21 protein-coding genes and 1 pseudogene are annotated in these 21,626 nt (G+C 67.0%); 10 read left to right on the top strand and 12 right to left on the bottom strand.

Features of this window, described 5'->3' with window-relative positions; translation table 11 throughout:
• Positions 1 to 9 precede the first annotated feature (9 nt).
• Together A5625_RS08860 and A5625_RS08855 are read left to right on the top strand one after the other, a co-directional pair.
• On the top strand, positions 10 to 195 hold the full coding sequence (locus A5625_RS08860) for a hypothetical protein (protein WP_066991716.1): 186 nt from the start codon (positions 10 to 12) through the stop codon (positions 193 to 195).
• A gap of 67 nt (positions 196 to 262) precedes the next feature.
• Positions 263 to 1,267, top strand: a complete 1,005-nt coding sequence (locus tag A5625_RS08855; RefSeq protein ID WP_066991714.1) for a YihY/virulence factor BrkB family protein — start codon at positions 263 to 265, stop codon at positions 1,265 to 1,267.
• Position 1,268: 1 nt separating this feature from the next.
• Here A5625_RS08855 and A5625_RS08850 read toward each other — a convergent pair whose 3' ends face one another.
• Complete coding sequence (locus A5625_RS08850) at positions 1,269 to 1,508, bottom strand: DUF3039 domain-containing protein (RefSeq protein ID WP_064879665.1); 240 nt, start codon at positions 1,506 to 1,508, stop codon at positions 1,269 to 1,271.
• A gap of 58 nt (positions 1,509 to 1,566) precedes the next feature.
• On the opposite strand from A5625_RS08850, the gene A5625_RS08845 reads away from it, so the two are divergent.
• From A5625_RS08845 to A5625_RS08835, 3 genes are all read left to right on the top strand, one after another.
• On the top strand, positions 1,567 to 2,001 hold the full coding sequence (locus A5625_RS08845) for a DUF3099 domain-containing protein (RefSeq protein ID WP_156748058.1): 435 nt from the start codon (positions 1,567 to 1,569) through the stop codon (positions 1,999 to 2,001).
• Between the two features lie 137 nt (positions 2,002 to 2,138).
• Positions 2,139 to 3,128 (top strand): sigma-70 family RNA polymerase sigma factor SigB, encoded by a 990-nt coding sequence (gene sigB / locus A5625_RS08840; RefSeq protein ID WP_082984329.1) that lies wholly within the window; start codon positions 2,139 to 2,141, stop codon positions 3,126 to 3,128.
• Positions 3,129 to 3,258: 130 nt separating this feature from the next.
• A complete protein-coding gene (locus A5625_RS08835; RefSeq protein ID WP_066991706.1) occupies positions 3,259 to 3,948 on the top strand; it encodes a metal-dependent transcriptional regulator in 690 nt (229 codons plus the stop codon).
• 19 nt (positions 3,949 to 3,967) lie between these two features.
• Here the strand turns inward: A5625_RS08835 and A5625_RS08830 are convergent, their stop codons facing one another.
• Positions 3,968 to 5,026, bottom strand: coding sequence for a DUF4192 domain-containing protein (locus A5625_RS08830; RefSeq protein ID WP_066991704.1), 1,059 nt, complete (start codon positions 5,024 to 5,026; stop codon positions 3,968 to 3,970).
• Between the two features lie 113 nt (positions 5,027 to 5,139).
• Between A5625_RS08830 and sthA the strand changes: the two genes are divergently transcribed.
• Positions 5,140 to 6,555: a Si-specific NAD(P)(+) transhydrogenase gene (gene sthA, locus A5625_RS08825; RefSeq protein ID WP_066991700.1), complete on the top strand. Its 1,416-nt coding sequence runs from the start codon at positions 5,140 to 5,142 to the stop codon at positions 6,553 to 6,555.
• Positions 6,556 to 6,881: 326 nt separating this feature from the next.
• Here sthA and A5625_RS08820 read toward each other — a convergent pair whose 3' ends face one another.
• Positions 6,882 to 7,718, bottom strand: a complete 837-nt coding sequence (locus A5625_RS08820; RefSeq protein ID WP_066991698.1) for a serine protease — start codon at positions 7,716 to 7,718, stop codon at positions 6,882 to 6,884.
• Positions 7,719 to 7,935: 217 nt separating this feature from the next.
• Between A5625_RS08820 and A5625_RS08815 the strand changes: the two genes are divergently transcribed.
• From A5625_RS08815 to A5625_RS08805, 3 genes and pseudogenes are all read left to right on the top strand, one after another.
• Positions 7,936 to 8,907: a proteasome assembly chaperone family protein gene (locus A5625_RS08815; protein WP_066991695.1), complete on the top strand. Its 972-nt coding sequence runs from the start codon at positions 7,936 to 7,938 to the stop codon at positions 8,905 to 8,907.
• A gap of 70 nt (positions 8,908 to 8,977) precedes the next feature.
• Entirely contained in the window at positions 8,978 to 10,009 is a 1,032-nt protein-coding gene (locus A5625_RS08810; protein WP_066991692.1) for an alpha/beta fold hydrolase, read from the top strand.
• Positions 10,010 to 10,054: 45 nt separating this feature from the next.
• Positions 10,055 to 10,742 (top strand): annotated as a pseudogene (locus A5625_RS08805) (PhzF family phenazine biosynthesis protein).
• Positions 10,743 to 10,767: 25 nt separating this feature from the next.
• Here A5625_RS08805 and A5625_RS08800 read toward each other — a convergent pair.
• The 3 genes from A5625_RS08800 to A5625_RS08790 form a co-directional block, all read right to left on the bottom strand.
• The gene (locus A5625_RS08800) at positions 10,768 to 11,253 is read right to left on the bottom strand and encodes a peroxynitrite isomerase (RefSeq protein ID WP_066991686.1); all 486 of its coding nucleotides are present in this window, start codon (positions 11,251 to 11,253) and stop codon (positions 10,768 to 10,770) included.
• 89 nt (positions 11,254 to 11,342) lie between these two features.
• Positions 11,343 to 11,807 carry a transcriptional regulator NrdR gene (gene nrdR / locus A5625_RS08795; RefSeq protein ID WP_066991684.1) on the bottom strand — a complete coding sequence of 155 codons (465 nt, stop codon included), beginning with the start codon at positions 11,805 to 11,807 and terminating at the stop codon, positions 11,343 to 11,345.
• A 149-nt stretch (positions 11,808 to 11,956) separates the two neighbouring features.
• Positions 11,957 to 12,451 carry a LysM peptidoglycan-binding domain-containing protein gene (locus A5625_RS08790; RefSeq protein ID WP_066991681.1) on the bottom strand — a complete coding sequence of 165 codons (495 nt, stop codon included), beginning with the start codon at positions 12,449 to 12,451 and terminating at the stop codon, positions 11,957 to 11,959.
• Positions 12,452 to 12,745: 294 nt separating this feature from the next.
• Between A5625_RS08790 and lexA the strand changes: the two genes are divergently transcribed.
• A complete protein-coding gene (lexA, locus tag A5625_RS08785) occupies positions 12,746 to 13,444 on the top strand; it encodes a transcriptional repressor LexA (RefSeq protein ID WP_066991678.1) in 699 nt (232 codons plus the stop codon).
• A 36-nt stretch (positions 13,445 to 13,480) separates the two neighbouring features.
• Here the strand turns inward: lexA and A5625_RS08780 are convergent, their stop codons facing one another.
• The 6 genes from A5625_RS08780 to A5625_RS08755 all read right to left on the bottom strand — a co-directional run bounded on the left by A5625_RS08780 (position 13,481) and on the right by A5625_RS08755 (position 21,623).
• Positions 13,481 to 15,805 carry an LGFP repeat-containing protein gene (locus A5625_RS08780; protein ID WP_066991675.1) on the bottom strand — a complete coding sequence of 775 codons (2,325 nt, stop codon included), beginning with the start codon at positions 15,803 to 15,805 and terminating at the stop codon, positions 13,481 to 13,483.
• 451 nt (positions 15,806 to 16,256) lie between these two features.
• A complete protein-coding gene (locus A5625_RS08775; RefSeq protein WP_066991673.1) occupies positions 16,257 to 17,417 on the bottom strand; it encodes an acyl-CoA dehydrogenase family protein in 1,161 nt (386 codons plus the stop codon).
• 144 nt (positions 17,418 to 17,561) lie between these two features.
• A complete protein-coding gene (hflX, locus tag A5625_RS08770; RefSeq protein ID WP_066991667.1) occupies positions 17,562 to 19,001 on the bottom strand; it encodes a GTPase HflX in 1,440 nt (479 codons plus the stop codon).
• A gap of 46 nt (positions 19,002 to 19,047) precedes the next feature.
• Positions 19,048 to 19,917 (bottom strand): diaminopimelate epimerase, encoded by an 870-nt coding sequence (gene dapF, locus A5625_RS08765; RefSeq protein WP_066991665.1) that lies wholly within the window; start codon positions 19,915 to 19,917, stop codon positions 19,048 to 19,050.
• Positions 19,918 to 20,001: 84 nt separating this feature from the next.
• Complete coding sequence (miaA, locus tag A5625_RS08760; RefSeq protein ID WP_066991662.1) at positions 20,002 to 20,952, bottom strand: tRNA (adenosine(37)-N6)-dimethylallyltransferase MiaA; 951 nt, start codon at positions 20,950 to 20,952, stop codon at positions 20,002 to 20,004.
• Positions 20,949 to 21,623 (bottom strand): hypothetical protein, encoded by a 675-nt coding sequence (locus tag A5625_RS08755; protein WP_082984332.1) that lies wholly within the window; start codon positions 21,621 to 21,623, stop codon positions 20,949 to 20,951. Before A5625_RS08755 ends, miaA begins: the two co-directional genes overlap by 4 nt.
• Between the last annotated feature and the right edge of the window lie 3 nt (positions 21,624 to 21,626).

The following is a 21,626-nucleotide window of genomic DNA, read 5'->3' as shown; positions in this document are numbered from 1 at the left end:
GGAGAAGCCATGAATGCAACTCTGACGAGTCCCCAACTGACCAGAGCCGACCGCTGCGACCGCTGCGGTGCTGCGGCTCGGGTACGCGCCAAGCTGCCTTCCGGACTTGAGCTTCTCTTCTGCCAGCATCACGCCAACGAGCACGAGGCGAAGCTGACTGAGCTGGCCGCCGTGCTGGAGACCAGCGAAAGCTAGCCCGCAGCCGAACTCACCCATCGCCAATGTGGGCGGTGCGAGCGATTTTCGGTAATGCTGGACGGGTATGAGCGAGCAGGTCGCAAAACCGTCGCGCCACCACATTTGGCGAATCACCCGGAGGACTCTTTCCAAGAGTTGGGACGACTCGATTTTCTCCGAGTCGGCTCAGGCTGGTTTCTGGTCGGCGTTGTCACTGCCGCCGCTGCTGCTTGGGCTGCTGGGCACGTTGGCCTATGTGGCGCCGCTGTTCGGCCCGGACATGCTGCCCAGCATCCTGCGCCAGCTGATCTCAACCGCACACAGCGTGTTCTCCCGCAGCGTGGTCAACGAGATCATCGAGCCGACCGTGCGCGACATCGCCAACAACGCCCGCGGCGAGGTGGTGTCGCTGGGGTTCATCATCTCGTTGTGGGCCGGGTCGTCGGCCATCTCGTCGTTCGTCGACTCCGTGGTCGAGGCGCACGACCAAACGCCGTTGCGCCACCCGGTGCGCCAGCGCCTGTTCGCGCTGTTCCTCTACGTGGTGGGGCTGGTGTTCGTGGTGGCGACGGCGCCGTTGGTGGTCTTGGGACCGCGCAAGGTGGGTGAGCACATTCCGGTCAGCCTGGCCAACGCGCTGCGGTACGGCTACTACCCGGCCTTGATCCTCGTCCTGCTGGTTGGGGTGGTGATCTTGTACCGCGTGTCGTTGCCGGAGCCGCTGCCGACGCATCGGCTGATCTTCGGTGCGGCGCTGGCCACCGCGGTGTTCGTGATTGCCACCCTGGGCTTGCGGATCTACCTGCAGTGGATCACCAGTACCGGCTACACCTACGGCGCGCTCTCCACGCCGATCGCATTCCTGCTGTTCTCGTTCTTCGGTGGCTTCGCGATCATGATCGGCGCCGAACTCAATGCCGCCATCCAGGAGGAATTCCCCGCGCCCAGGACGCATGCGCACCGGCTGCGCAGATGGCTGCTGTCGCGCTCGCCCGTGCTGGCGAAGGCGGCCGACACGCTGTCGAATCCGGTGACCCAGAACCCCATCACCGCGCAACGCGACGTCGCGCCGGCCGAGCCGCCCCGCTAGATCAGCCCTTCTTCATCCGGTCGTAAATCTGCTTGCAGTCCGGGCAAACCGGTGAGCCCGGCTTGGCCGCCTTGGTGACCGGAAACACTTCACCGCACAACGCCACGACGTGGTTGCCCATCACCGCGCTTTCGGCGATCTTGTCTTTCTTGACGTAGTGGAAATACTTCGGCGTATCGCTGCCGGTCCCGTCGTCGACGCGTTCGTCGGTCTCGGTGCGCTCGATCGTCTGGGTCTGCATACCTGACATTGTGCACTGCCGGACGCCCCCAGAAACCGGCTGAGCCGGAATCGCCCGGTTGTGGGACAGTGGAGAAATGAAGCACGGCTCCGCCCGGGGGTTCGACGGCAGGTTCGATGACGACGGCCGGCCAGTGCTCATCACCGCCGCGGCGACCTCATACGAGGAACAGCATCGCGCGCGGGTCCGTAAGTACCTGACTTTGATGGCTTTCCGGATCCCGGCGCTCATCCTGGCCGCCGTCGCCTACGGCGCGTGGCACAACGGGTTGATCTCCCTGGCGATCGTGGCGGCGTCAATTCCGTTGCCGTGGATGGCCGTGCTGATCGCCAACGATCGGCCGCCGCGCAGCGCCGACGAGCCTCGCCGGTTCGACAACGCCCGGCAGCGCACTCCCCTGTTCCCTCGAGCCGAACACCCGGCGCTGGAGCCTCCGCGACACCCGCAGCCGGGGTGGCCGCCGGGCGCCCACGGCGGAATGGATCACGGCTAGTCGTCGTTGCCGGTAAGGGTGCCGCAGACGGCGGCCTTCTCAGGACATTCTCAGGTCTGCGGCACATTTGTGCACGTCAAGACGTGTGAGATGGGGAATCGCCGGGAACTCTCAGAGCTGGTCTGTCGTTGAACTCCATGACAGTACAAGCCGAACGGGAGGTCGCTATGGCGAACGCCAGCACGAGCAGATTTGACGGCGATCTGGATGCTCAAAGCCCCGCAGCGGATCTAGTGCGCGTATATCTGAACGGAATCGGTAAAACCGCACTTCTGAATGCGGCCGGCGAAGTCGAACTCGCCAAGCGCATCGAAGCCGGGCTTTACGCCGAACATCTGCTCCAAACGCGTAAGCGCCTCGGGGAGAACCGTAAACGCGATCTAGAGGCCGTTGTTCGCGACGGTCAGGCGGCGCGCCGTCACCTGCTGGAAGCAAACCTGCGTCTGGTTGTGTCGCTGGCCAAGCGGTACACCGGTCGGGGCATGCCGTTGCTGGACCTGATCCAAGAGGGCAATCTCGGACTGATCCGTGCGATGGAAAAGTTCGATTACACAAAGGGATTCAAGTTCTCGACCTACGCGACCTGGTGGATCCGTCAGGCCATCACCCGCGGCATGGCTGACCAGAGCCGCACCATCCGGCTGCCGGTCCACCTGGTGGAGCAGGTCAACAAGCTGGCGCGGATCAAGCGCGAGATGCACCAGAATCTGGGACGCGAGGCCACTGACGAGGAGTTGGCCGCGGAGTCTGGCATTCCGGTGGAAAAGATCAACGACCTGCTCGAGCACAGTCGCGACCCGGTGAGCCTGGACATGCCGGTCGGGTCCGAGGAGGAAGCCCCGCTGGGCGACTTCATCGAGGACGCCGAAGCGATGTCGGCCGAGAACGCGGTGATCGCCGAACTGCTGCACACCGACATCCGCAGCGTGCTGGCCACCTTGGACGAGCGTGAACACCAGGTGATCCGGTTGCGTTTCGGCCTCGACGATGGCCAGCCGCGCACCCTGGACCAGATCGGCAAGCTGTTCGGACTGTCCCGGGAGCGGGTCCGCCAAATCGAGCGGGACGTAATGTCCAAACTGCGCAACGGGGAACGCGCCGACAGGCTACGGTCATACGCGAGCTAACACCTCACCCAAGCCAGGTAACAAGACAGTATGCCCGCCGCGCCAGCGGCGGGCATACTGCTTGCCTGGGAGGCGTTACAACCATTCACGCAGCTGGCCAAGTAGACTCAGCGTCGACGGAGGGTGCTGAATGAACGACCTGGTTGACACCACCGAGATGTACCTGCGGACCATCTACGACCTCGAAGAAGAGGGCGTGACGCCGCTGCGTGCCCGCATCGCCGAACGCCTCGATCAGAGCGGGCCGACTGTCAGCCAAACCGTGTCGCGCATGGAGCGGGACGGTTTACTCCACGTGGCCGGTGACCGCCACCTCGAGCTCACCGACAAGGGCCGGGCGCTGGCCATCTCCGTGATGCGGAAACACCGCCTGGCCGAGCGATTGCTGGTCGACGTGATCGGCTTGCCCTGGGAAGAGGTCCACGCGGAGGCGTGCCGCTGGGAGCACGTGATGAGCGAGGACGTCGAGCGGCGACTGATGAAGGTGCTCAACAACCCGACCACCTCTCCGTTCGGCAACCCGATCCCGGGGCTGCTGGATCTGGGTGTTGGCCCGGAGTCCGGGTCCGAGGACGGCCCCCTGGTCCGGCTGACCGAATTGCCCGCCGGTGCGCCGGTGGCCGTGGTGGTGCGGCAGTTGACCGAACACGTCCAGGGCGACATCGATCTGATCTCGCGGTTGAAGGACGCCGGCGTCGTCCCCAACGCGCGCGTCACCGTGGAGACCAGCCCCGCCGGGGTGACCATCGTCATCCCGGGTCACGAGAACGTCACCCTGCCGCACGAGATGGCGCATGCGGTCAAGGTCGAGAAAGTCTGACCCGACGGCACGCGCCCAGCTATCCGGCCCTGCGGCCGAACGGGCGTCGCGGCGGTAGCCGCAGCCCGAACCGCCCGGCCAGCCGGTAGCCGGTCAGTGCCAGGTCGCGGATGTGCTCGGGCCGCAGACCCGACTGCAACGCGGTGTCCAGCATGCCCGCCATCCGATGGTCGGGCTCGCAACGCAGCGCCTCCTGCAGTGACACTCCGGCGAGCGGGCCATCGCCGCGGGCATAGGCGCTGAAGGCGATCAGCACCAGCGCCTCCACCCGCCATGGCGCGGGCAACGTGCGCGCCAGCAGGGCCCACAACGACTCGACGTCGCCGGCGCGCTCCCCGACCGCGAGGGCATACAGGATGTCACGCACCTGCGCGTCGCTCAGCGCGCAGCCCAGCGTCGCCAACTCCTCGTCGGACAGCGATTCGCCGGCAGCAACTCTGGAGGCGGCGGCCATCGCCAGCTCCACGTCGCCGCGGGTGCAGCGGACCGGGTGGGCATGATGGGCCGCCCGCCGTCGGTCGGCCTGCCGGCTGACGGTCTCGGCCAGCGCGGCGCTGCGCGCCGGGTCGTCGGGCGCGATAACGGCCTGCAGGTCGGCGCGACGCGGATAGAGGCGTCTGCCTTCCAGCACCGCCGCGGCGGCCAGCGGGGAGGCAGCGGGATCGTCGATCGGGCCGCTCGACCCGCAGCCCTCGGCACAATGCCAGTGCCCACCGAGGGCTATCTGGTCGACCACGTGGCTGGCCCACAGCTCAATACCGTGCTGCGACAAGGCTTCTGCGAGCGTCACCGACAACTGTCGGTATTCCTCATTGCAGCTTGGACAGTTCGCCCCGTCCGCGTCGACGATCACCGCGATCACCGCCTCGGGCGATGCCGCGGCCGCAACCTCGGCCAAGTGCTCCACCCGGGCGGCAAGTTCGTCGGAGAGGTCCACGCGCATCACCGACCCGAGTTCCCCGTCGCCCAAAGACACCAATACCAATGAATTTTCGGGAACGAAGCCGAGAACGGCCGGCAGCGCGGCGATGAGTGCACCGGGGCGGGAAAGTTCAAAGTCAGGGCGATGCGTCGTCATGAGCACCAACGCTGACGGCCGACACCGTCAACCGGTGCGCACCTGCACCGGTGCGGCAGCGCAGCTGTGCACGAACCCAGCACTGTGAGTTGTGCTGCTTTACTGTTTATGCCATGAGTTCGGCGCAAGAGTACGACATGGTGGTCATCGGGTCCGGGCCCGGCGGGCAAAAGGCCGCCATCGCCTCGGCCAAGCTCGGTAAGTCGGTTGCGGTCGTCGAACGCGGCCAAATGCTGGGCGGTGTCTGTGTCCAGACCGGCACCATCCCGTCAAAGACGTTGCGCGAGGCCGTCCTCTACCTCACCGGGATGAGCCAGCGCGAACTCTACGGCGCGAGCTACCGGGTGAAGGAGAAGATCACCCCGGCCGACCTGCTGGCCCGCACCCAGCACGTGATCGGCAAGGAAGTCGACGTGGTGCGCAACCAGTTGATGCGCAACCGCATCGACCTGCTGATCGGCCACGGGCGTTTCCTGGACCCACACACCATCGAGGTCGAAGACCCGTCGCATCGCGAAAAGATAACCATCAGTGGCAAATACGTCGTAATCGCCACCGGCACCCGGCCAGCGCGGCCGTCCGGGGTCGAGTTCGACGAACATCGGGTGCTCGACTCCGACGGCATTCTCGATCTCAAGTCGCTGCCCACCTCGATGGTGGTGGTCGGCGCGGGCGTCATCGGCATCGAGTACGCCTCCATGTTCGCGGCGCTGGGCACCAAGGTCACCGTCGTGGAAAAGCGCGGCGACATGCTCGACTTCTGCGACCCCGAGGTCGTCGAGGCGCTGAAGTTCCACCTGCGCGACCTGGCGGTGACGTTCCGGTTCGGTGAGGAAGTGACCGCGGTCGACGTCGGGTCGGCGGGCACCGTCACCACCCTGGCCAGCGGCAAGCAGATTCCCGCCGAGACGGTGATGTATTCGGCCGGGCGACAGGGCCAGACCGATCATCTCGATCTGCAAAACGCGGAGCTGGAAGCCGACAACCGCGGGCGCATCTTTGTCGACGACAATTTCCAGACCAAGGTGCCGCACATCTATGCCGTCGGCGACGTCATCGGTTTCCCGGCGCTGGCCGCGACGTCGATGGAGCAGGGTCGCCTGGCCGCCTACCACGCGTTCGGGGAAGCCTGCGACGGCATCACCGAGCTGCAACCGATCGGCATCTACTCGATCCCCGAGGTCTCCTACGTCGGCGCCACCGAGGTGGAGCTCACCAAGAACTCAATCCCCTACGAGGTCGGGGTGGCCAGGTACCGGGAGCTGGCCCGCGGCCAGATTGCCGGCGACTCCTACGGGATGCTCAAACTGCTGGTTTCCACCGAGGACCTCAAGCTGCTCGGCGTGCACATCTTCGGTACCAGCGCCACCGAGATGGTGCACATCGGGCAGGCCGTGATGGGCTGCGGCGGCACGGTTGACTATCTGGTGGACGCGGTGTTCAACTACCCCACGTTCTCCGAGGCCTACAAGGTGGCGGCGCTCGATGTGATGAACAAAGTCCGGGCGCTCAACCAATTCCGCCACTGACCCGACGGTGGCGACCCGCGGCGCCCGGCTCCGCCGAGCTGGCGATCGCCACTAACCCGACGGTGGCGACCCACTGCGCCCGGCTCCGCCGAGCTGGCGATCGCCACTAACCCGACGGTGGCGACCCACTGCGCCCGGCTCCGCCGCGCTGGCGAACGCCACTAACCCGACGGTGGCGACCCGCGGCGCCCGGCTCCGCCGAGCTGGCGAACGCCACTAACCCGACGGTGGCGACCCACTGCGCCCGGCTCCGCCGCGCTGGCGATCGCCACTAACCCGACGGTGGCGACCCACTGCGCCCGGCTCCGCCGCGCTGGCGATCGCCACTAACAGGCGTCTTGCAGGTCGTTCGGTATCGGATCGCCGGGACCGCCGGTCTCAGCACGGGTCAGCAACGCCGCGGTTTGGGCGTCGAAGGGCGCCGAATACGACACGTTCGGGGCGCAGCCACCGCGCTCGAGACCGCCGATCAGACCGATGAGCGAGGTGCCGCTGACCCAGGGCGCACCGCTGGTGCCGTCCACCATCCCCTCGCAGGCCAATGAGGGAAATCCGGTGTCGGTAACCGAGGTGGCGGCCTGGCAGCCGATGGGTGAGCCGCCCACGCCGGCCGGATAACCCAGCACCGTGACGCGGCTGCCCGGCGGGGGTGTCACCCCCAGCGTCAGCGCCAAGCCGGCCCGGGACTCGACCGGGGCGCCGGTCTCGTTGGTGACCCGCGCGATCGCGTAGTCGGCGTGCGGGTCCTTGCTGGTCGTCCAGCGTGGATCGAGGTAGACCGCATCGGCCTTCCACACGTCGGTGGGACCGGGTGCGGCATCCCCGGCGAAGCCGGGCACGAAGGTGATCAGCGAGGCCCCGGCCAGACAGTGCGCGGCCGTCATGATCAGGTTTCCGGCGGTCGAATGCACCACCGACCCGGTACACACGTGCAGCGGGCCGCCGTCGATGAAGATCGCTCCGATGCGCCGGTCCGGCTCGACCGGGCCCGCGACCGCCTTCTGTTCGGGCTGGCTGAGCCGTTGCACCGGTCCGCCGACCCGCGGCGCGGTCACCGGTGCACCTGACACATGGTCGGGCGGTCGGTGACACGACGTCAATGACGTCGCCACCCCCACCACCGAACAGAGCATCAGGATCCGAATGCGCATCGCCTTCATCATGCCTGACCGGCGGACGGCAGGCCGACTTCCATCCACCACGGTGTGCCACCGGGTTTGCTGGCACACGAGGTGGTGGCCCCCGGCGGATTAGGCCTGGGAATTATCGTGTTTCAGCTATAAGCGTGACGTGAAGTTCGCTGATCAATATTGGTGCCGCCTGATTCGGGGGACACTTGGTAGGGCACCCTGGAAAGACCCCCGAGAGGAGGGATCGCAGATGGCTCACCATCAAGACCCAGGTGATCAGTACCAGCCAGGGCAGGCTGGCATGTACGAGCTGGAGTTGCCGGCGCCGCAGTTGTCGACGTCCGATGGCCGTGGGCCCGTGCTGGTACACGCCCTGGAGGGTTTTTCCGACGCCGGTCACGCCATCAAGCTGGCGGCCGCGCATCTCAAGGCGGTGTTGGACACAGAACTGGTCGCGTCGTTCGCGATCGACGAATTGCTGGACTACCGCTCGCGGCGGCCGTTGATGACGTTCAAGACGGATCACTTCACCAGCTACGAGGACCCCGAGCTGAGTTTGTACGCGATGCGCGACACCATCGGCACGCCCTTTCTGTTGCTGGCCGGCATGGAGCCGGATCTCAAGTGGGAGCGGTTCATTACCGCGGTGCGCCTGTTGGCCGAGCGCCTCAACGTACGCCAGACCATCGGCCTGGGCACCGTCCCGATGGCAGTTCCGCACACCCGGCCGATCACCATGACCGCGCACTCGAACAACCCGGATCTGATCGCCAACTTCCAGCCGTGGATCTCGGAGATCCAGGTCCCAGGCAGCGCGTCCAACCTGCTGGAATACCGGATGGGCCAGCACGGGCACGAGGTGGTCGGTTACACCGTGCACGTGCCGCACTACCTCACGCAGACCGATTACCCGGCCGCCGCGCAGGCGTTGCTCGAGCAAGTCGCCAAGACCGCGTCGCTGGAGCTGCCGCTGACCGCCTTGACCGAAGCGGCCGAGGTGATTCGGGCCAAGATCGACGAACAGGTCGAAGCAAGCGCGGAAGTCGCTCAAGTGGTGGCCGCGCTTGAGCGCCAGTACGATGCCTTCATCGACGCTCAGGAGAACAGATCGTTACTAGCTCGCGACGAGGATCTACCTAGCGGCGACGAGCTGGGCGCGGAGTTCGAGCGATTTCTGGCCCAGCAGGCAGAGAAGAAGTTCGATGACGACGACAAACCCTGACCGCCGTACACGCTCGGGCCACAACCCGTAGCCACCGCCCTTAGCCCGGCACGACACCAAGGTTGGCGATATGACCGAGCGGAAGCGCAAGAACACGCTCCGCCCGGTGCGTGAAGTAACCGCACCCACACTCGAGTTCCGAACCATCCATGGTTACAAGCGGGCCTACCGCATCGCCGGTTCCGGGCCGGCGATCCTGCTGATCCACGGCATCGGCGACAACTCCACCACATGGAATACCGTGCAGGCCAAGCTCGCCCAGCGTTTCACGGTCATCGCCCCGGACCTTCTGGGTCACGGCCAATCCGACAAGCCGCGGGCTGACTACTCGATCGCGGCATATGCAAACGGGATGCGTGACCTGCTGAGCGTGCTCGACATCGATCGGGTGACCATCATCGGCCACTCGCTGGGCGGCGGTGTGGCCATGCAATTCGCCTACCAATTTCCGCATTTGGTGGAGCGGCTGATCCTGGTCGGTGCCGGCGGAGTGACCAAGGATGTCAACTTCGTGTTGCGGTGCGCTTCACTTCCTATGGGCAGCGAGGCAATCGCCCTGCTGAGGTTGCCGTTGGTGCTGCCAGCCGTTCAGGTCTTGGGACGCGTCCTGGGCGCGGCGTTGGGCAGCACCGGCCTGGGTCACGACCTGCCCAACGTGCTGCGCATTCTCGACGACCTGCCGGAACCGACGGCCTCTGCGGCCTTCAGCCGGACCCTGCGGGCGGTAGTGGATTGGCGCGGGCAGATCGTCACCATGCTCGACCGATGTTATTTGACCGAAGCCATTCCGGTGCAGATCGTCTGGGGCACCAAGGACGTGGTGGTTCCGGTCCGGCACGCGTGGATGGCGCATGCCGCGATGCCCGGCTCCCGGCTCGAAATCTTCGAAGGCTCAGGCCATTTCCCCTTTCACGACGACCCGGCACGCTTCATCGACGTGGTGGAGCGCTTCATCGATTCCACCGCTCCCGCCGAATACGATCAGGAAAATCTGCGTGGGTTGCTCCGCACTGGCGGCGGCGAGCACACGGTCTCCGGCCCGCCTCCCACGCGCGTCGCCGTGTTGAGCGCCATGGGTTCCGACGAACGCAGCGCCACCTGATCACCTTGATCGATGCCGCCGGCGGCGGAGTCGTACAGTCGGGCCATGGGGATCGACGTGACGGTGTATGCGGGTGTTCACCGATTCGGACGGCAATTTCGGTAATCCGCTGGGTGTGGTCGATGCCGGCCAGGTCAGGCGCGCCAGCCGGCAGCGGCTGGCAACCCAATTGGGTTACAGCGAGACGGTTTTCGTTGAGCTTCCGGCCGCCGGGTCGGCCACCGCGCACGCCGCCATCTACACGCCGCGAACCGAACTGCCGTTCGCCGGGCACCCCACCGTCGGAGCGACGTGGTGGCTGCGCGAGAACGGCTCGCCGATCAACACACTGCAGGTGCCGGCCGGGATCGTGCAGGTGGGTTACGACCAGCACCGTGCCATCATCCACGCACGCGCGGAATGGGCGCCTGACTTCGCGTTGCACGAATTCGCTTCGGCCGAAGAGGTTCTCGCCGCCGACCCGGCGGACTTTCCCGACGACACCGCGCACTACCTGTGGGCCTGGACCGACCGGGCGAGCGGATCTTTGCGGGTGCGCATGTTCGCCGCCAATCTCGGTGTGGTCGAGGACGAGGCGACCGGTTCGGCGGCGATGCGGATCACCGATTACTTGAGTCGGGACCTGCGGATCACGCAGGGCAACGGTTCGGTCATCGAAACAACCTGGAGCGCCGAAGGCTGGGTGGGTGTGGCCGGGCGCGTCGTCAATGACGGTGTGAGACAACTGGACTGACGGCAGCCCACACGATTGCGACTGTTCAGCTTTGTCGGTGCAGCACCGCGCTGAGGTGGTCCTGCAACGGTTGGCCGACCGCGCCCATCTGCACGGTGTAGGAGAGCTCGTCGCCGTCGATGCGGAAGGAACGGCCAAGCGCCGTCACCTCTTTGGCCGTCGGAGTCAAGCCGACGGCCGTGGTGGACATCTGCATGTCGATGCGGTCACCGGCGACGGAATAGGTGCCGACCTCGATCTCGGTGATACCGCTGGGATGCGCCAGCACCAGTTCGACCTGACCCGGTCGGGGCACCCGAAGAAACCCGGTTTCGGCGTGCAACGGCTTACCGTCGGCCACTGCCTTGGTTTTCTGCCCGTAGGCCAGAAACGGCTTGCCGACGTGGGAGAACACGACTTCTTCGAGGTAGTCGAAGGGCGGAATCGTCGGGTACATGCCCGAGCCCTGGCCGGCCCAGGTGCCGAGGAGCGGGGCAAGCGCCGCAAGGTCGGGATGCAAGTCGGGAGGCATGAAACCGAGCCTAGCCCGGCGATTGTGCGGGCCAAGACGGGCTGCTGAGCAGCCGGAAATTTCCGACAGGCCCCCCTGCCCGGGTTCGGTCAGCCCGGCGTTGCCACTCCGCGATGCTCGCGCAGCGCCTTGATCTCGCGCTCGAAATCATCGGCGGACTCAAAAGAGCGATACACGGACGCGAACCGCAGATAGGCCACCTCGTCGAGGTCACGCAGCGGCCCCAGAATGGCCAGCCCGACCTCGTGACTGGCAACCTCTGGTGAGCCCGCGGCGCGCACGGTGTCTTCGACCTGTTGGGCAAGCAGGTTCAGCGCATCATCGTCGACCTGGCGCCCCTGGCAGGCCCGGCGAACACCGCTGATGACCTTTTCCCTGCTGAACGGTTCGGTGACACCACTGCGTTTGACCACCGCCAGGACCGCGGTTTCCACGGTGGTGAAACGGCGTCCGCACTCGGGACACGACCGGCGGCGCCGGATGGCCTGTCCTTCATCGGTTTCACGCGAGTCGATCACCCGGGAGTCCGGATGCCGGCAGAAGGGACAGTGCATGACCGCTCCTTCAACGCGACGACAAGGTACCGCTGAACTTTGAGCCTACCCGTGCGCTGAGCTGCACGGCTAATGGAGCCGTCGGGCGTCCGGAGCCACCCGTCGCATCCGGACACTGTGAGACCAGAACCGTTGTGGCACAACGGCTATCAGCCGACCGGAGCGATCAGGGTTTGACCCGCGGTCAGCATCGGCGAGTGCAGATCGTTGAGTTCGCGGATGCGGTCGGCGACCTGGGTGGTCGGCGCGTCGGGCGCCACCCGGTGGGCGAAATCCTGCAGCGACTCCCCCGCATCGACGCGGACGACGGCTAGCCGGTCCGGAATGTGAACCGCCGAATTCGCGGTGTCGCCGTTGAGCGCCTGGCCGACGTTCGCGACGAGACCCAGCCAGAGGGTGATCGCCCCGGCGGCCAGCGCCAATCCGATGGTCGAAGCCCAGGTGGTGGCGCGCCTGCGGTGCGGAGCGACGGACATTGCCACCCCGGTGCCGTAGTAGCGCGTCGCCGCGCCCGCCGGCCGCGACGGCGCCGACCTGCGAGACCGGGCCAGGCCGTCCCGCCCATACCGAGCGCCCTGCACCGGGCCGTTGATCGGCCGCCGAAGACTGCTGGTACGCGGCGCAAGCGTGTGGATGACTGTCATCTTCGTTCCTCCGGTCAACTAGCTCTCGCTCGTGTGTTCGACCCTAATCGCTTGTATGTTCGACACCCGAACATTTGAGCGAAGCGTGTCGCACGAGCAAACGCTAGATCACACCACCGACAAGTTCGTCGGCCCCTACCACTGTCACGAGGCACAAATACCCGATCCTTCGAAGAGTTACACATTTGTGATTCATCCGGATCCCGGCCTTTTCCACGGGCGCCACCGGATGCGGCGACACGCCACTCGAACACATGTTTGATTCTTGTTCGCGGTGCGGCTACATTCAGTCCCATGGGCGACAGCAACGACATTTCATCGGCCGACTCAGCCGGTCGGCTGCACTCCGTGGATTCCTCGCTGACCGAACGGCAGCGCACCATTTTGAATGTCATCCGCGCCTCGGTCACCAGCCGCGGCTACCCGCCGAGCATCAGGGAAATCGGCGACGCCGTCGGTCTGACGTCGACGTCCTCGGTGGCGCATCAGTTGCGCACCCTCGAGCGCAAGGGATACCTGCGCCGCGACCCCAACCGTCCACGGGCGGTCGATGTCCGCGGTGCCGACGACGACGTAGCGGCGCCCGCCACCGAGGTGGCCGGCTCGGATGCCCTGCCGGAACCCACGTTCGTCCCGGTGCTCGGGCGTATCGCGGCCGGTGGGCCCATCCTCGCCGAGGAAGCCGTCGAAGACGTCTTCCCCCTCCCCCGCGAATTGGTCGGCGAGGGAACGCTTTTCCTGCTCAAAGTGGTCGGTGACTCGATGGTCGAGGCCGCGATCTGTGACGGCGACTGGGTGGTGGTGCGTCAGCAGAACGTCGCCGACAACGGTGACATCGTCGCGGCCATGATCGACGGCGAGGCCACCGTCAAAACGTTCAAGCGCGCCGGCGGTCAGGTGTGGCTGATGCCGCACAACCCGGCGTTCGATCCCATTCCCGGCAATGACGCCGCCGTGCTGGGCAAGGTCGTCACGGTGATCCGCAAGGTCTGACGCACGGTCGCGCGGGCCCAGACTGGGTCAGCCGGGTCAGTCCGCCCTGGTGAATCCGTTGGCCTGGGCGACTTCTTCGCTGGACAACCAGATTTCGGCGAGCGTGTCCCGATACAGGTCGCTGTCCGGCGTGTAATACAGGCCGTAGCGAGCGCTCGCCTTGATCGGGTAACCGTCGGGCGCCTGGTAGGGGTCGTCGAGCGGCAGGTGGATGGTGGGTCGCCCGTCCGGACCCGCCAGTCCGTTCTCTGAGGCGTCGTCGGCGGCGGCGTGCCGCCCGCCTCGTGATGACGTCCCGGCCGCAACCGCGCCCGCGACCACGGCCGCTGCCGCCGCGCTGCTTCCCGCCGCCGCGTCGGTGGGGGTGTCCGCGAGCGGCTCGACAGCCTGCTCCGGAGCCGCGCCCTCCTGCTCCCGCGGCTCGAGGTCCTGCTCCGGAGCTTCGACATCTTGCTCGGGAGCCTCCAGGTCGAGGTATTCGTCCTCGGGCGCAGCGGTTTCCAGGGCGCCGGTCACGGCATCGCTGTCCTGCGGGGTGTGTGGAACGGCGAGGTCGGCATACTCGTCGTCGGCATACGCCTCGTCCGGGTAGCCGGCATGCGGGTCATCGGCGTCGATGTACGCGGCGTCGTCTGCGGTCTCGGGCTCGGCGACATCGGGAACGGCATCCGTGTAGTCGGTGTAGTCGGCCTCGGTCTCGGGAACGGCGTCGGTGTAGCCGGCTTCTGTCACGGGGACGGCGTCGGCTTCGGGGTAGTCGTCCTCCGACAGCATCTCCTCCGACACGACGGGAATGGAGTCGGTGTCCACGGCGTCGGGGTCGTCCTCGGCGAACTCATGGTCGCTCTCGGCCGGAGCCTTACGTTGCCAGCTGACCCGCCCGGCGTCCGGCGACGGTTCAGTCTGCTGCGGTGCGCTCAGCCCGAACGGCCCGGCGTCAAGATCGGAATCATCCTGTTCCCACGGCCGGCCGTCCGCGTCATAGCCGAAGCCACCGACGTGGTCGGGGGTATAGCCCGCGGCGTCCTCCGGACCGGGCCGGCGGCGGCGCCAGACGAACAGCACCCAAACCAGCAGGACGAACAGCACCAGGACCGGGATGGCCGCCAGCCACCACCAGTGCCAGGCGAACTTCTTGGGATGGGCGGGCATGGCCGAATTGCTCGGCTGGTTCTGCCCCGACACCTGCAGGCCGGACAGCAGCGGCGCCAGGTTGGACGGTTCCGTGCTGAACGTGTTCTTCGCCCGGTTCCACGAGATCTTGCCGCCGGTGAACTGCTGCGAGAGCACGTCGCCGTTGACGGCCTGGTCGGCGACCGGAGCGCCCAGCTTGCCGGCCGGAGCGCGCAGCTTGTCCCACGCGGCCCGCATCGCCCCGCGCACGACGAACGCGCCATGGTCGGACGTCCAGAAAATTACCGGCTTGTCGGCGGCAGAAAACGTGCAGATCCGGCTGGAACGTCCTATCCCGCCGTCGGTTTCGTTGGTGGTGGGGAAACCGAGGTCGCTGCCGACCGGTCCGCCCAGCGACTCGTATTTGGCCAGAATGTCGCTCTGGACGGCGTTCGCCCCGGTGGCCGGGGTGAAGAACACCTTGCCGCCGGCGAAGTTCTGAGCGATTCCGTCGCCGCCCACGGGATATTGCCCGCCCTGCTTGGCCCCCAAGGGGCCGGTGGGCCCGCCGGCCGCGCGCCAGGCCGTGTTGATCGCCGCGGTGGGATCGATCGTTACCTGCAAGCCCTTCAACTGGTCGGCCAGCGCCGGCGGTTCGGTGGTGAACTGCTTGGTCTGCCGGTTCCACGAGACCTGGCCGCCGCTGAATTTCTGCGCGGACACCTCGCCGTTGTAGGTCTCGTCGCCGACCGGCGCACCCAGCACCCCGCCCGAGCTGCCGAGCTTGTCCCAGGCCGTGTTGATGGCGCCGCGCACTACGTACGGACCGTGTTCCGGCGTCCAGAAGATCACCGGCTTGTCACTGGCCGAGAAGGTGATCACCCGGCTGTCGGGACCGGACAGGCCCGGCACCTCGTTGATGGCCGGGAAGCCCAGATCGCTGCCGGCCGGCCCGCCGAGCGATTCGTATTTGTCTAGGACGGGTCCGTAGGCGAATTTAGCGCCGGTGGCGGGGGTGAAGAACATCTTGCCGCCGTCGAAGTCCAGGGCAAAGCCATCTCCGACGGGGTACACATCGCCCTTGCGGGCCCCCAGTGGTGAGGTGTCGCCGCCGGCCTTATCCCATGCGGCCATCATCGCCGCCTCGGCGTCACCTATCGGGCTCGCTATCGCCGCCGGGGCCAGCAAGACGGTGGCCAGTGCTGTGGTCGTCAAGCTGACCAGCGCGCTTCCGATCAGCCTGCGCATGTGACCTCTCTGCACCTTCACCAAGCCTCCCAGCCGGCGGATATTGGCTCTATCTGCGGCTATGCCCGTTATCTGCATTACCGGCGAGCGGGCCGTCCTTGCGCAGAAAATAGACCCGCGCACGATCAGGCTTATCGCCGGGCTCGCATAACTTTGCTCCAGCCAACAGGAAATGCGAAGTCAAATCACGAATTTTCCAAAAACGGATACCGCACCGATGTCGAATCGATGCCGGCTGATGCCCCGATCGCGACCGGCCGGCACCGCTCGTGCGCTATCGCGCCACACCGCACGGAAAGCCCGTCTGAGCGCAGCAGCAAGCCACCCTGCCGGATGCAGAGTCGCACAGATGCCGGCAATAGACCCGCGTGAATGTGCCCTTCGTCTGCCGCACATTCCGTTTTGGCCCGCGGCGTTCGCGATCGCGGACCGCGGAACAGCAAACGAAACGCTATACGCCGAGGCTGCGGCCGATGATTTCCTTCATGATCTCGGTCGTACCGCCGTAGATGGTCTGCACCCGGGCATCCAGATAGGCGCGGGCAACGGGGTATTCGCGCATGTAGCCGTAGCCACCGTGCAGTTGTAGGCAACGGTCGATCAGGTGCACCTGCTTTTCGGTGCAGTACCACTTAGCCATCGCGGCCTGCTCGGCGGTCAACTTGTGGTCCAGGTGCAGGCGGATGAACTCGTCGACCATCATGCGGACCACGGTCGCCTCGGTCGCCAGCTCGGCAAGCACGAAGCGGGTGTTCTGGAAGCTGACGATCGGCTTGCCAAAGGCCTTGCGCTCCTTGGTGTATTGCAGCGTCTGCTCGAGCACCTGCTCCATTGCCGCGGCCGCCATGATGGCGATCGAGATTCGCTCCTGCGGCAGGTTCTGCATGAGATAGATGAATCCCATGCCCTCTTGGCCCAGCAGGTTTTCGGCCGGCACCTTCACATCGGTGAACGACAGTTCGGCGGTGTCCTGCGCGTCCAGTCCGATCTTGTCCAGGTGCCGCCCGCGCTCGAAGCCCTCCATGCCGCGTTCGACGGCGAGCAGCGAGAAGCCCTGCGCGCCTTTTTCCGGATCGGTCTGGGCGACGACGATCACCAGGTCGGAGTTGATTCCGTTGGTGATGAACGTCTTTGAACCGTTGAGCACGTAGTGGTCGCCCTGCTTGACCGCGCGGGTCTTGATGCCCTGTAGGTCGCTGCCGGTTCCCGGCTCGGTCATCGCGATCGCCGTAATCAGCTCTCCGCTACAGAATTTCGGCAGCCAGCGCTGCTTCTGCTCCTCGGTGGCCAAGGCCAACAGGTACGGCGCCACAATGTCGTTGTGCAGGCCGAAACCGATACCGCTGTAACGGCCGGCGGTGGTCTCCTCGGTGATGATCGCGTTGTACCGGAAATCGGGATTGCCGCCGCCGCCGTATTCCTCCGGCACCGCCATTCCCAGGAAGCCCTGCTTGCCGGCCTCCAGCCAGACACCGCGGTCGACGATCTTCGCCTTCTCCCACTCGTCGTGGTACGGCGCGACGTGGCGCTCCAGGAAGCCCCGGTAGGACTCCCGGAACAGGTCGTGCTCTGATTCGAAAAGCGTGCGCTGGTATTTGATGGCGCTGCTCATTAAAAGACCTCCGGCGACTGGATTTTCTGCAGCCCAACATATACCAACCAGACGGTTGGTCGGCGGCTGGCGGGGTCGCTTACCGCCGCGTCGACCGGTCTCGGGCGGTGCTGTGCAGCACGGATCGCCCGGTCAAATGTGGGCTCAGCGAGCCGCGAACTCGCGCAGCCGGCCGGCCAGGGACATCGGTACCCGCGCCCTGATCCGGGTGCCCTCGGCGTTGTGCTCCTGCTGCTGGATGCGCCCGTCGGCGTGCAGGCGGGCCACCAGGTCGCCACGGTGGTACGGGATCACCACGTCCACGGCGGTGTCTGCGGGAACGGCCAGCTCGGCGATCCGGCGGCGCAGGGCGTCGATACCGTCGCCGGTGCGCGCGGACACGAACATGGCTTCGGGCAGGGCATGACGAAGCTTGGCCAGCGCCAAATCGCTTGCGGCGTCCACCTTGTTGACCACCAGCAGCTCCTGCGGCGCCGTGCCGTCGTGGTCGGCCCCGTAGTCGGCGAAGACCTCGGACACCACCTGGCGAACCGCGTTGATCTGCGCCAGCGGGTTGACGTCGGAGCCGTCGACGACGTGCACCAGCAGATCGGCGTCGACGACCTCTTCCAGCGTGGACCGGAACGCCTCGACCAGTTGGGTGGGCAGGTGCCGGACGAACCCGACGGTGTCGGTGAGCACGAACGGCCGGCCGTCATCAAACTCGGCGCGCCGCGTAGTGGGCTCCAGGGTGGCGAACAACGCGTCCTGCACCAGCACGCCGGCTCCGGTCAGCGCGTTGAGCAGGCTCGACTTGCCGGCGTTGGTGTAGCCGACGATGGCGATCGAGGGCAGGTCGCTGTGCAGCCGCCTGCTGCGCTGGGTGTCACGAACCTGCTTCATGTCTTTGATCTCGCGGCGCAGCTTGGCCATGCGCTCGCGGATACGCCGCCGGTCGGTCTCGATCTTGGTCTCACCGGGACCACGCAGGCCCACGCCTCCCCCGCTGCCGCCGGCACGACCACCGGCCTGCCGCGACATCGACTCACCCCAGCCGCGCAGTCGCGGCAGCATGTATTCCATCTGGGCCAGCGAGACCTGCGCTTTGCCCTCCCGGCTGGTGGCGTGCTGGGCGAAGATGTCGAGGATCAGCGCGGTGCGGTCGATGACCTTGACCTTCACCGCTTTCTCCAGGGCGGTCAGCTGCGCCGGGGACAGCTCGCCGTCACAGATCACGGTGTCGGCGCCGGTCGCCAGCACCACTTCGCGTAGCTCCTGAGCCTTGCCCGAGCCGATGTAGGTCGACGGATCGGGCTTGTCGCGGCGCTGGATCAGCGCTTCGAGGACATGGGAGCCCGCGGTTTCGGCCAGGGCGGCAAGCTCGGCCATGCTGGCCTCGCTGTCAGCGGCGGTGCCGTCGGTCCACACGCCCACCAGGACCACCCGCTCGAGCCGCAGCTGGCGGTACTCGACTTCGGAGACGTCGGTGAGTTCGGTCGACAGGCCGGCGACGCGGCGCAGCGCCGACCGATCTTCGAGGGCGAGTTCGCCCGTGCTCGGCTCCGGCATGGTGGGAGCGTGATCGCGAAATTCGGGATGTGTCATAGGCAATACAAGATGATGCACGCGAAAACGGCGTCGTGCATCTGATTTAACGCTGCTGTGCGCGCCACCATTCCTCGCTGAGTTCTCCTTGGGCCACCAGTACCGACGGACCCCGCAGGTAGCTCGTGGCATCGGTGATGGTGACGACGACCTCGCCGCCGGGGACGCGGACCATCAAGACGCCGGTGGCCGCGCCGTCAGCGGCCAGCGCGGCGACCGCGGCCGCGACCGTCCCGGTGCCGCACGAACGTGTTTCGCCGACTCCCCGCTCGTGCACCCGCATGTGCACCGCGCCGTCGGCCGGCGCGGTCAGGACCTCGACATTCACCCCGTCCGGGAATTGGGCGGCGTCGAAGGTCACCGGCGCGGCCACGTCCAGCGCAGCCAACTCCTCGGTGGTCAGGGCGGGATCGACACAGGCCAGGTGCGGATTGCCCACGTCGATCGCCAAGCCGGCGAACCGCCGACCGCCGACGATCGCGTCGCCCGGGCCCAGCGTGTTGGCCTTGCCCATGTCGACGCTGATATCGGCGCTGCCGGCGGCTCGGTGCACGGTGACCGACCGCGGACCGGCCAGCGACCCGACCACGAATTCGTCGCGAGTCTCCATGCCGCTGGCGCGCAGATAGTGCGCGAAGACCCGCACGCCGTTGCCGCACATTTGGGCGATGGACCCGTCAGCGTTTCGGTAGTCCATGTACCAGTCGTCGGCGGCCACGCCGTCGGGCACCCGTTCGAGCACGCCGGCCGACAGCGCTGCGCCGGCGGTGGTGACCCGTAGCACCCCGTCGGCGCCCAATCCGCGGCGCCGGTCGCAGAGCGCGGCCACCCGCGCCTCGGTCAGGCGCAGCTCGGCCTGCGGGTCCGGCAGCACCACGAAGTCGTTCTGGGTGCCGTGGCCCTTGGCGAAGATCATTTGCGCCACTCTCCCCCGCAAGCGGGTGGTACCCCCGCGACCCCGGCTACAGGGCCGTTGTCGTCGTCGGCGCGGATCACCTGTTCAGGATACGTGGCGCCAGGCCCGCACGGCCGCGTCGACGAGACCGGCACGGTCGGGATCGGCCGCATCGAGCCACTGCACCCGGCGGTCCCGGCGAAACCACGACCGCTGGCGTCGCACATAGCGGCGGGTACCCACAAAGGTCTGCTCGCGCGCGTCGCGCAGCTGTTCGGCGCTGGGACCCGCCGCACCGCCGGCATCCAGCGCGGCGAGAACCTGCGCGTAGCCCAGCGCGCGCGACGCGGTAACCCCGTCGCGCAAGCCCTTGTCCAGCAGCGCGATCACCTCGTCGACCAGGCCCTGGTCGAACATCGCATCGGTGCGCCGGGCCAGCCGCTGGTCGAGAATCGTTGTGTCACAGTCCAACCCGACGATGGCGGTGTCCCACCTCGGTGTGCCGATCTGCGGCGCGGAGGCGGCGAACGGCTGACCGGTCAGCTCGACCACTTCCAGGGCCCGCACCGTGCGCCGGGCATCGGTGGGGAGGATCGATGCGGCCGCGGCCGGATCGCGCCGGGCCAGCTCGGCGTGCAGTTCGCCCACCCCGATCTCGGCCAGCCGCTGCTCCCATCGTGCCCGCACCGCGGGATCGGTGGCGGGGAACGACCAGTCGTCGAGCAGCGACTGGATGTAGAGCATGGAGCCGCCCACGATGATCGGCAGCCCGCCCCGCCCGGTGATCGCTTCGATGTCCGCCGCGGCGGCGCCCTGGTAGCGGGCGACGGTGGCGGTCTCGGTGACGTCGAGCACGTCGAGCTGATGATGCGGGATGCCACGCCGGGCTTCGATGGGCAGCTTGGCGGTGCCGATGTCCATGCCGCGATAGAGCTGCATCGCGTCGGCGTTGACGATCTCGACGGTGATCCCGAGCCGTTCGGCGACATCAAGGGCCAACTGCGACTTGCCGGTGCCCGTGGGGCCAATGATCGCCAGGGGGCGCGTGGCCGTCACGGCTGCCAGGCGCCGGCGAAGTAGCCGACCCCGTAAGGCGCTCCGCGGTAGAGCTCCTTGGCCGATCGCGGTCCGGGCTCGGCCAGGCCGGCCAACACCTGAAATGCCACCCGCCCCAGGATTTGTTGCGGCAGGCCACGCAGTACGGCGACGTCACCGCCGGCCAGCGCGTCGTCCAGGGCGTCTTGGGCGTCGGCGTTTTCTGGGTGGTATCCGCCCGGCGCGGCCGGTGTCAGCGTATTGGCGCCGTCGGCCACCACCAGCACCCCGACCGGCTCAGGCAGCTGGTCGATCTCGGCGCGCAGCTGTCGGCCGATGTTCAGCGCGCTATCGGCATCGTGGTCGGTGCGGTAGACCCGGACTTCAGCGCTCGCCGTGGACTGCACCTGGCCGCGCACCCAGGCCGCCAGCAGCGCACAGAGCGGTAGGGCGGCGGGCGGCGCGTCCTCGCCGATCTCTGCGGAGAGCCCGACGCGTACGTCCACACCGAAGCCCGCGAACGTGCCCACCGTCCAAGGACCCAGCACCACGTCGTCGGGACCACTCCCGATCGCCACCCACCGTTCGGGCAGCAGCGCGGCGGCGGCCAGGGTCGCGGCGGCCAGGTCGGCCACCTCGGCGACGGCCGCCCCAGCGAGTTCCGGGACAAGGACCGGCGCCGAGGGGACGATCGC

Origin of the sequence: Mycobacterium sp. 1465703.0 (assembly GCF_001672975.1) — a bacterium.
Taxonomy (GTDB): domain Bacteria; phylum Actinomycetota; class Actinomycetes; order Mycobacteriales; family Mycobacteriaceae; genus Mycobacterium.
The sequence above is the reverse complement of the archived record's forward strand: the minus strand, read 5'-3'. Positions and strand labels throughout refer to the sequence as shown.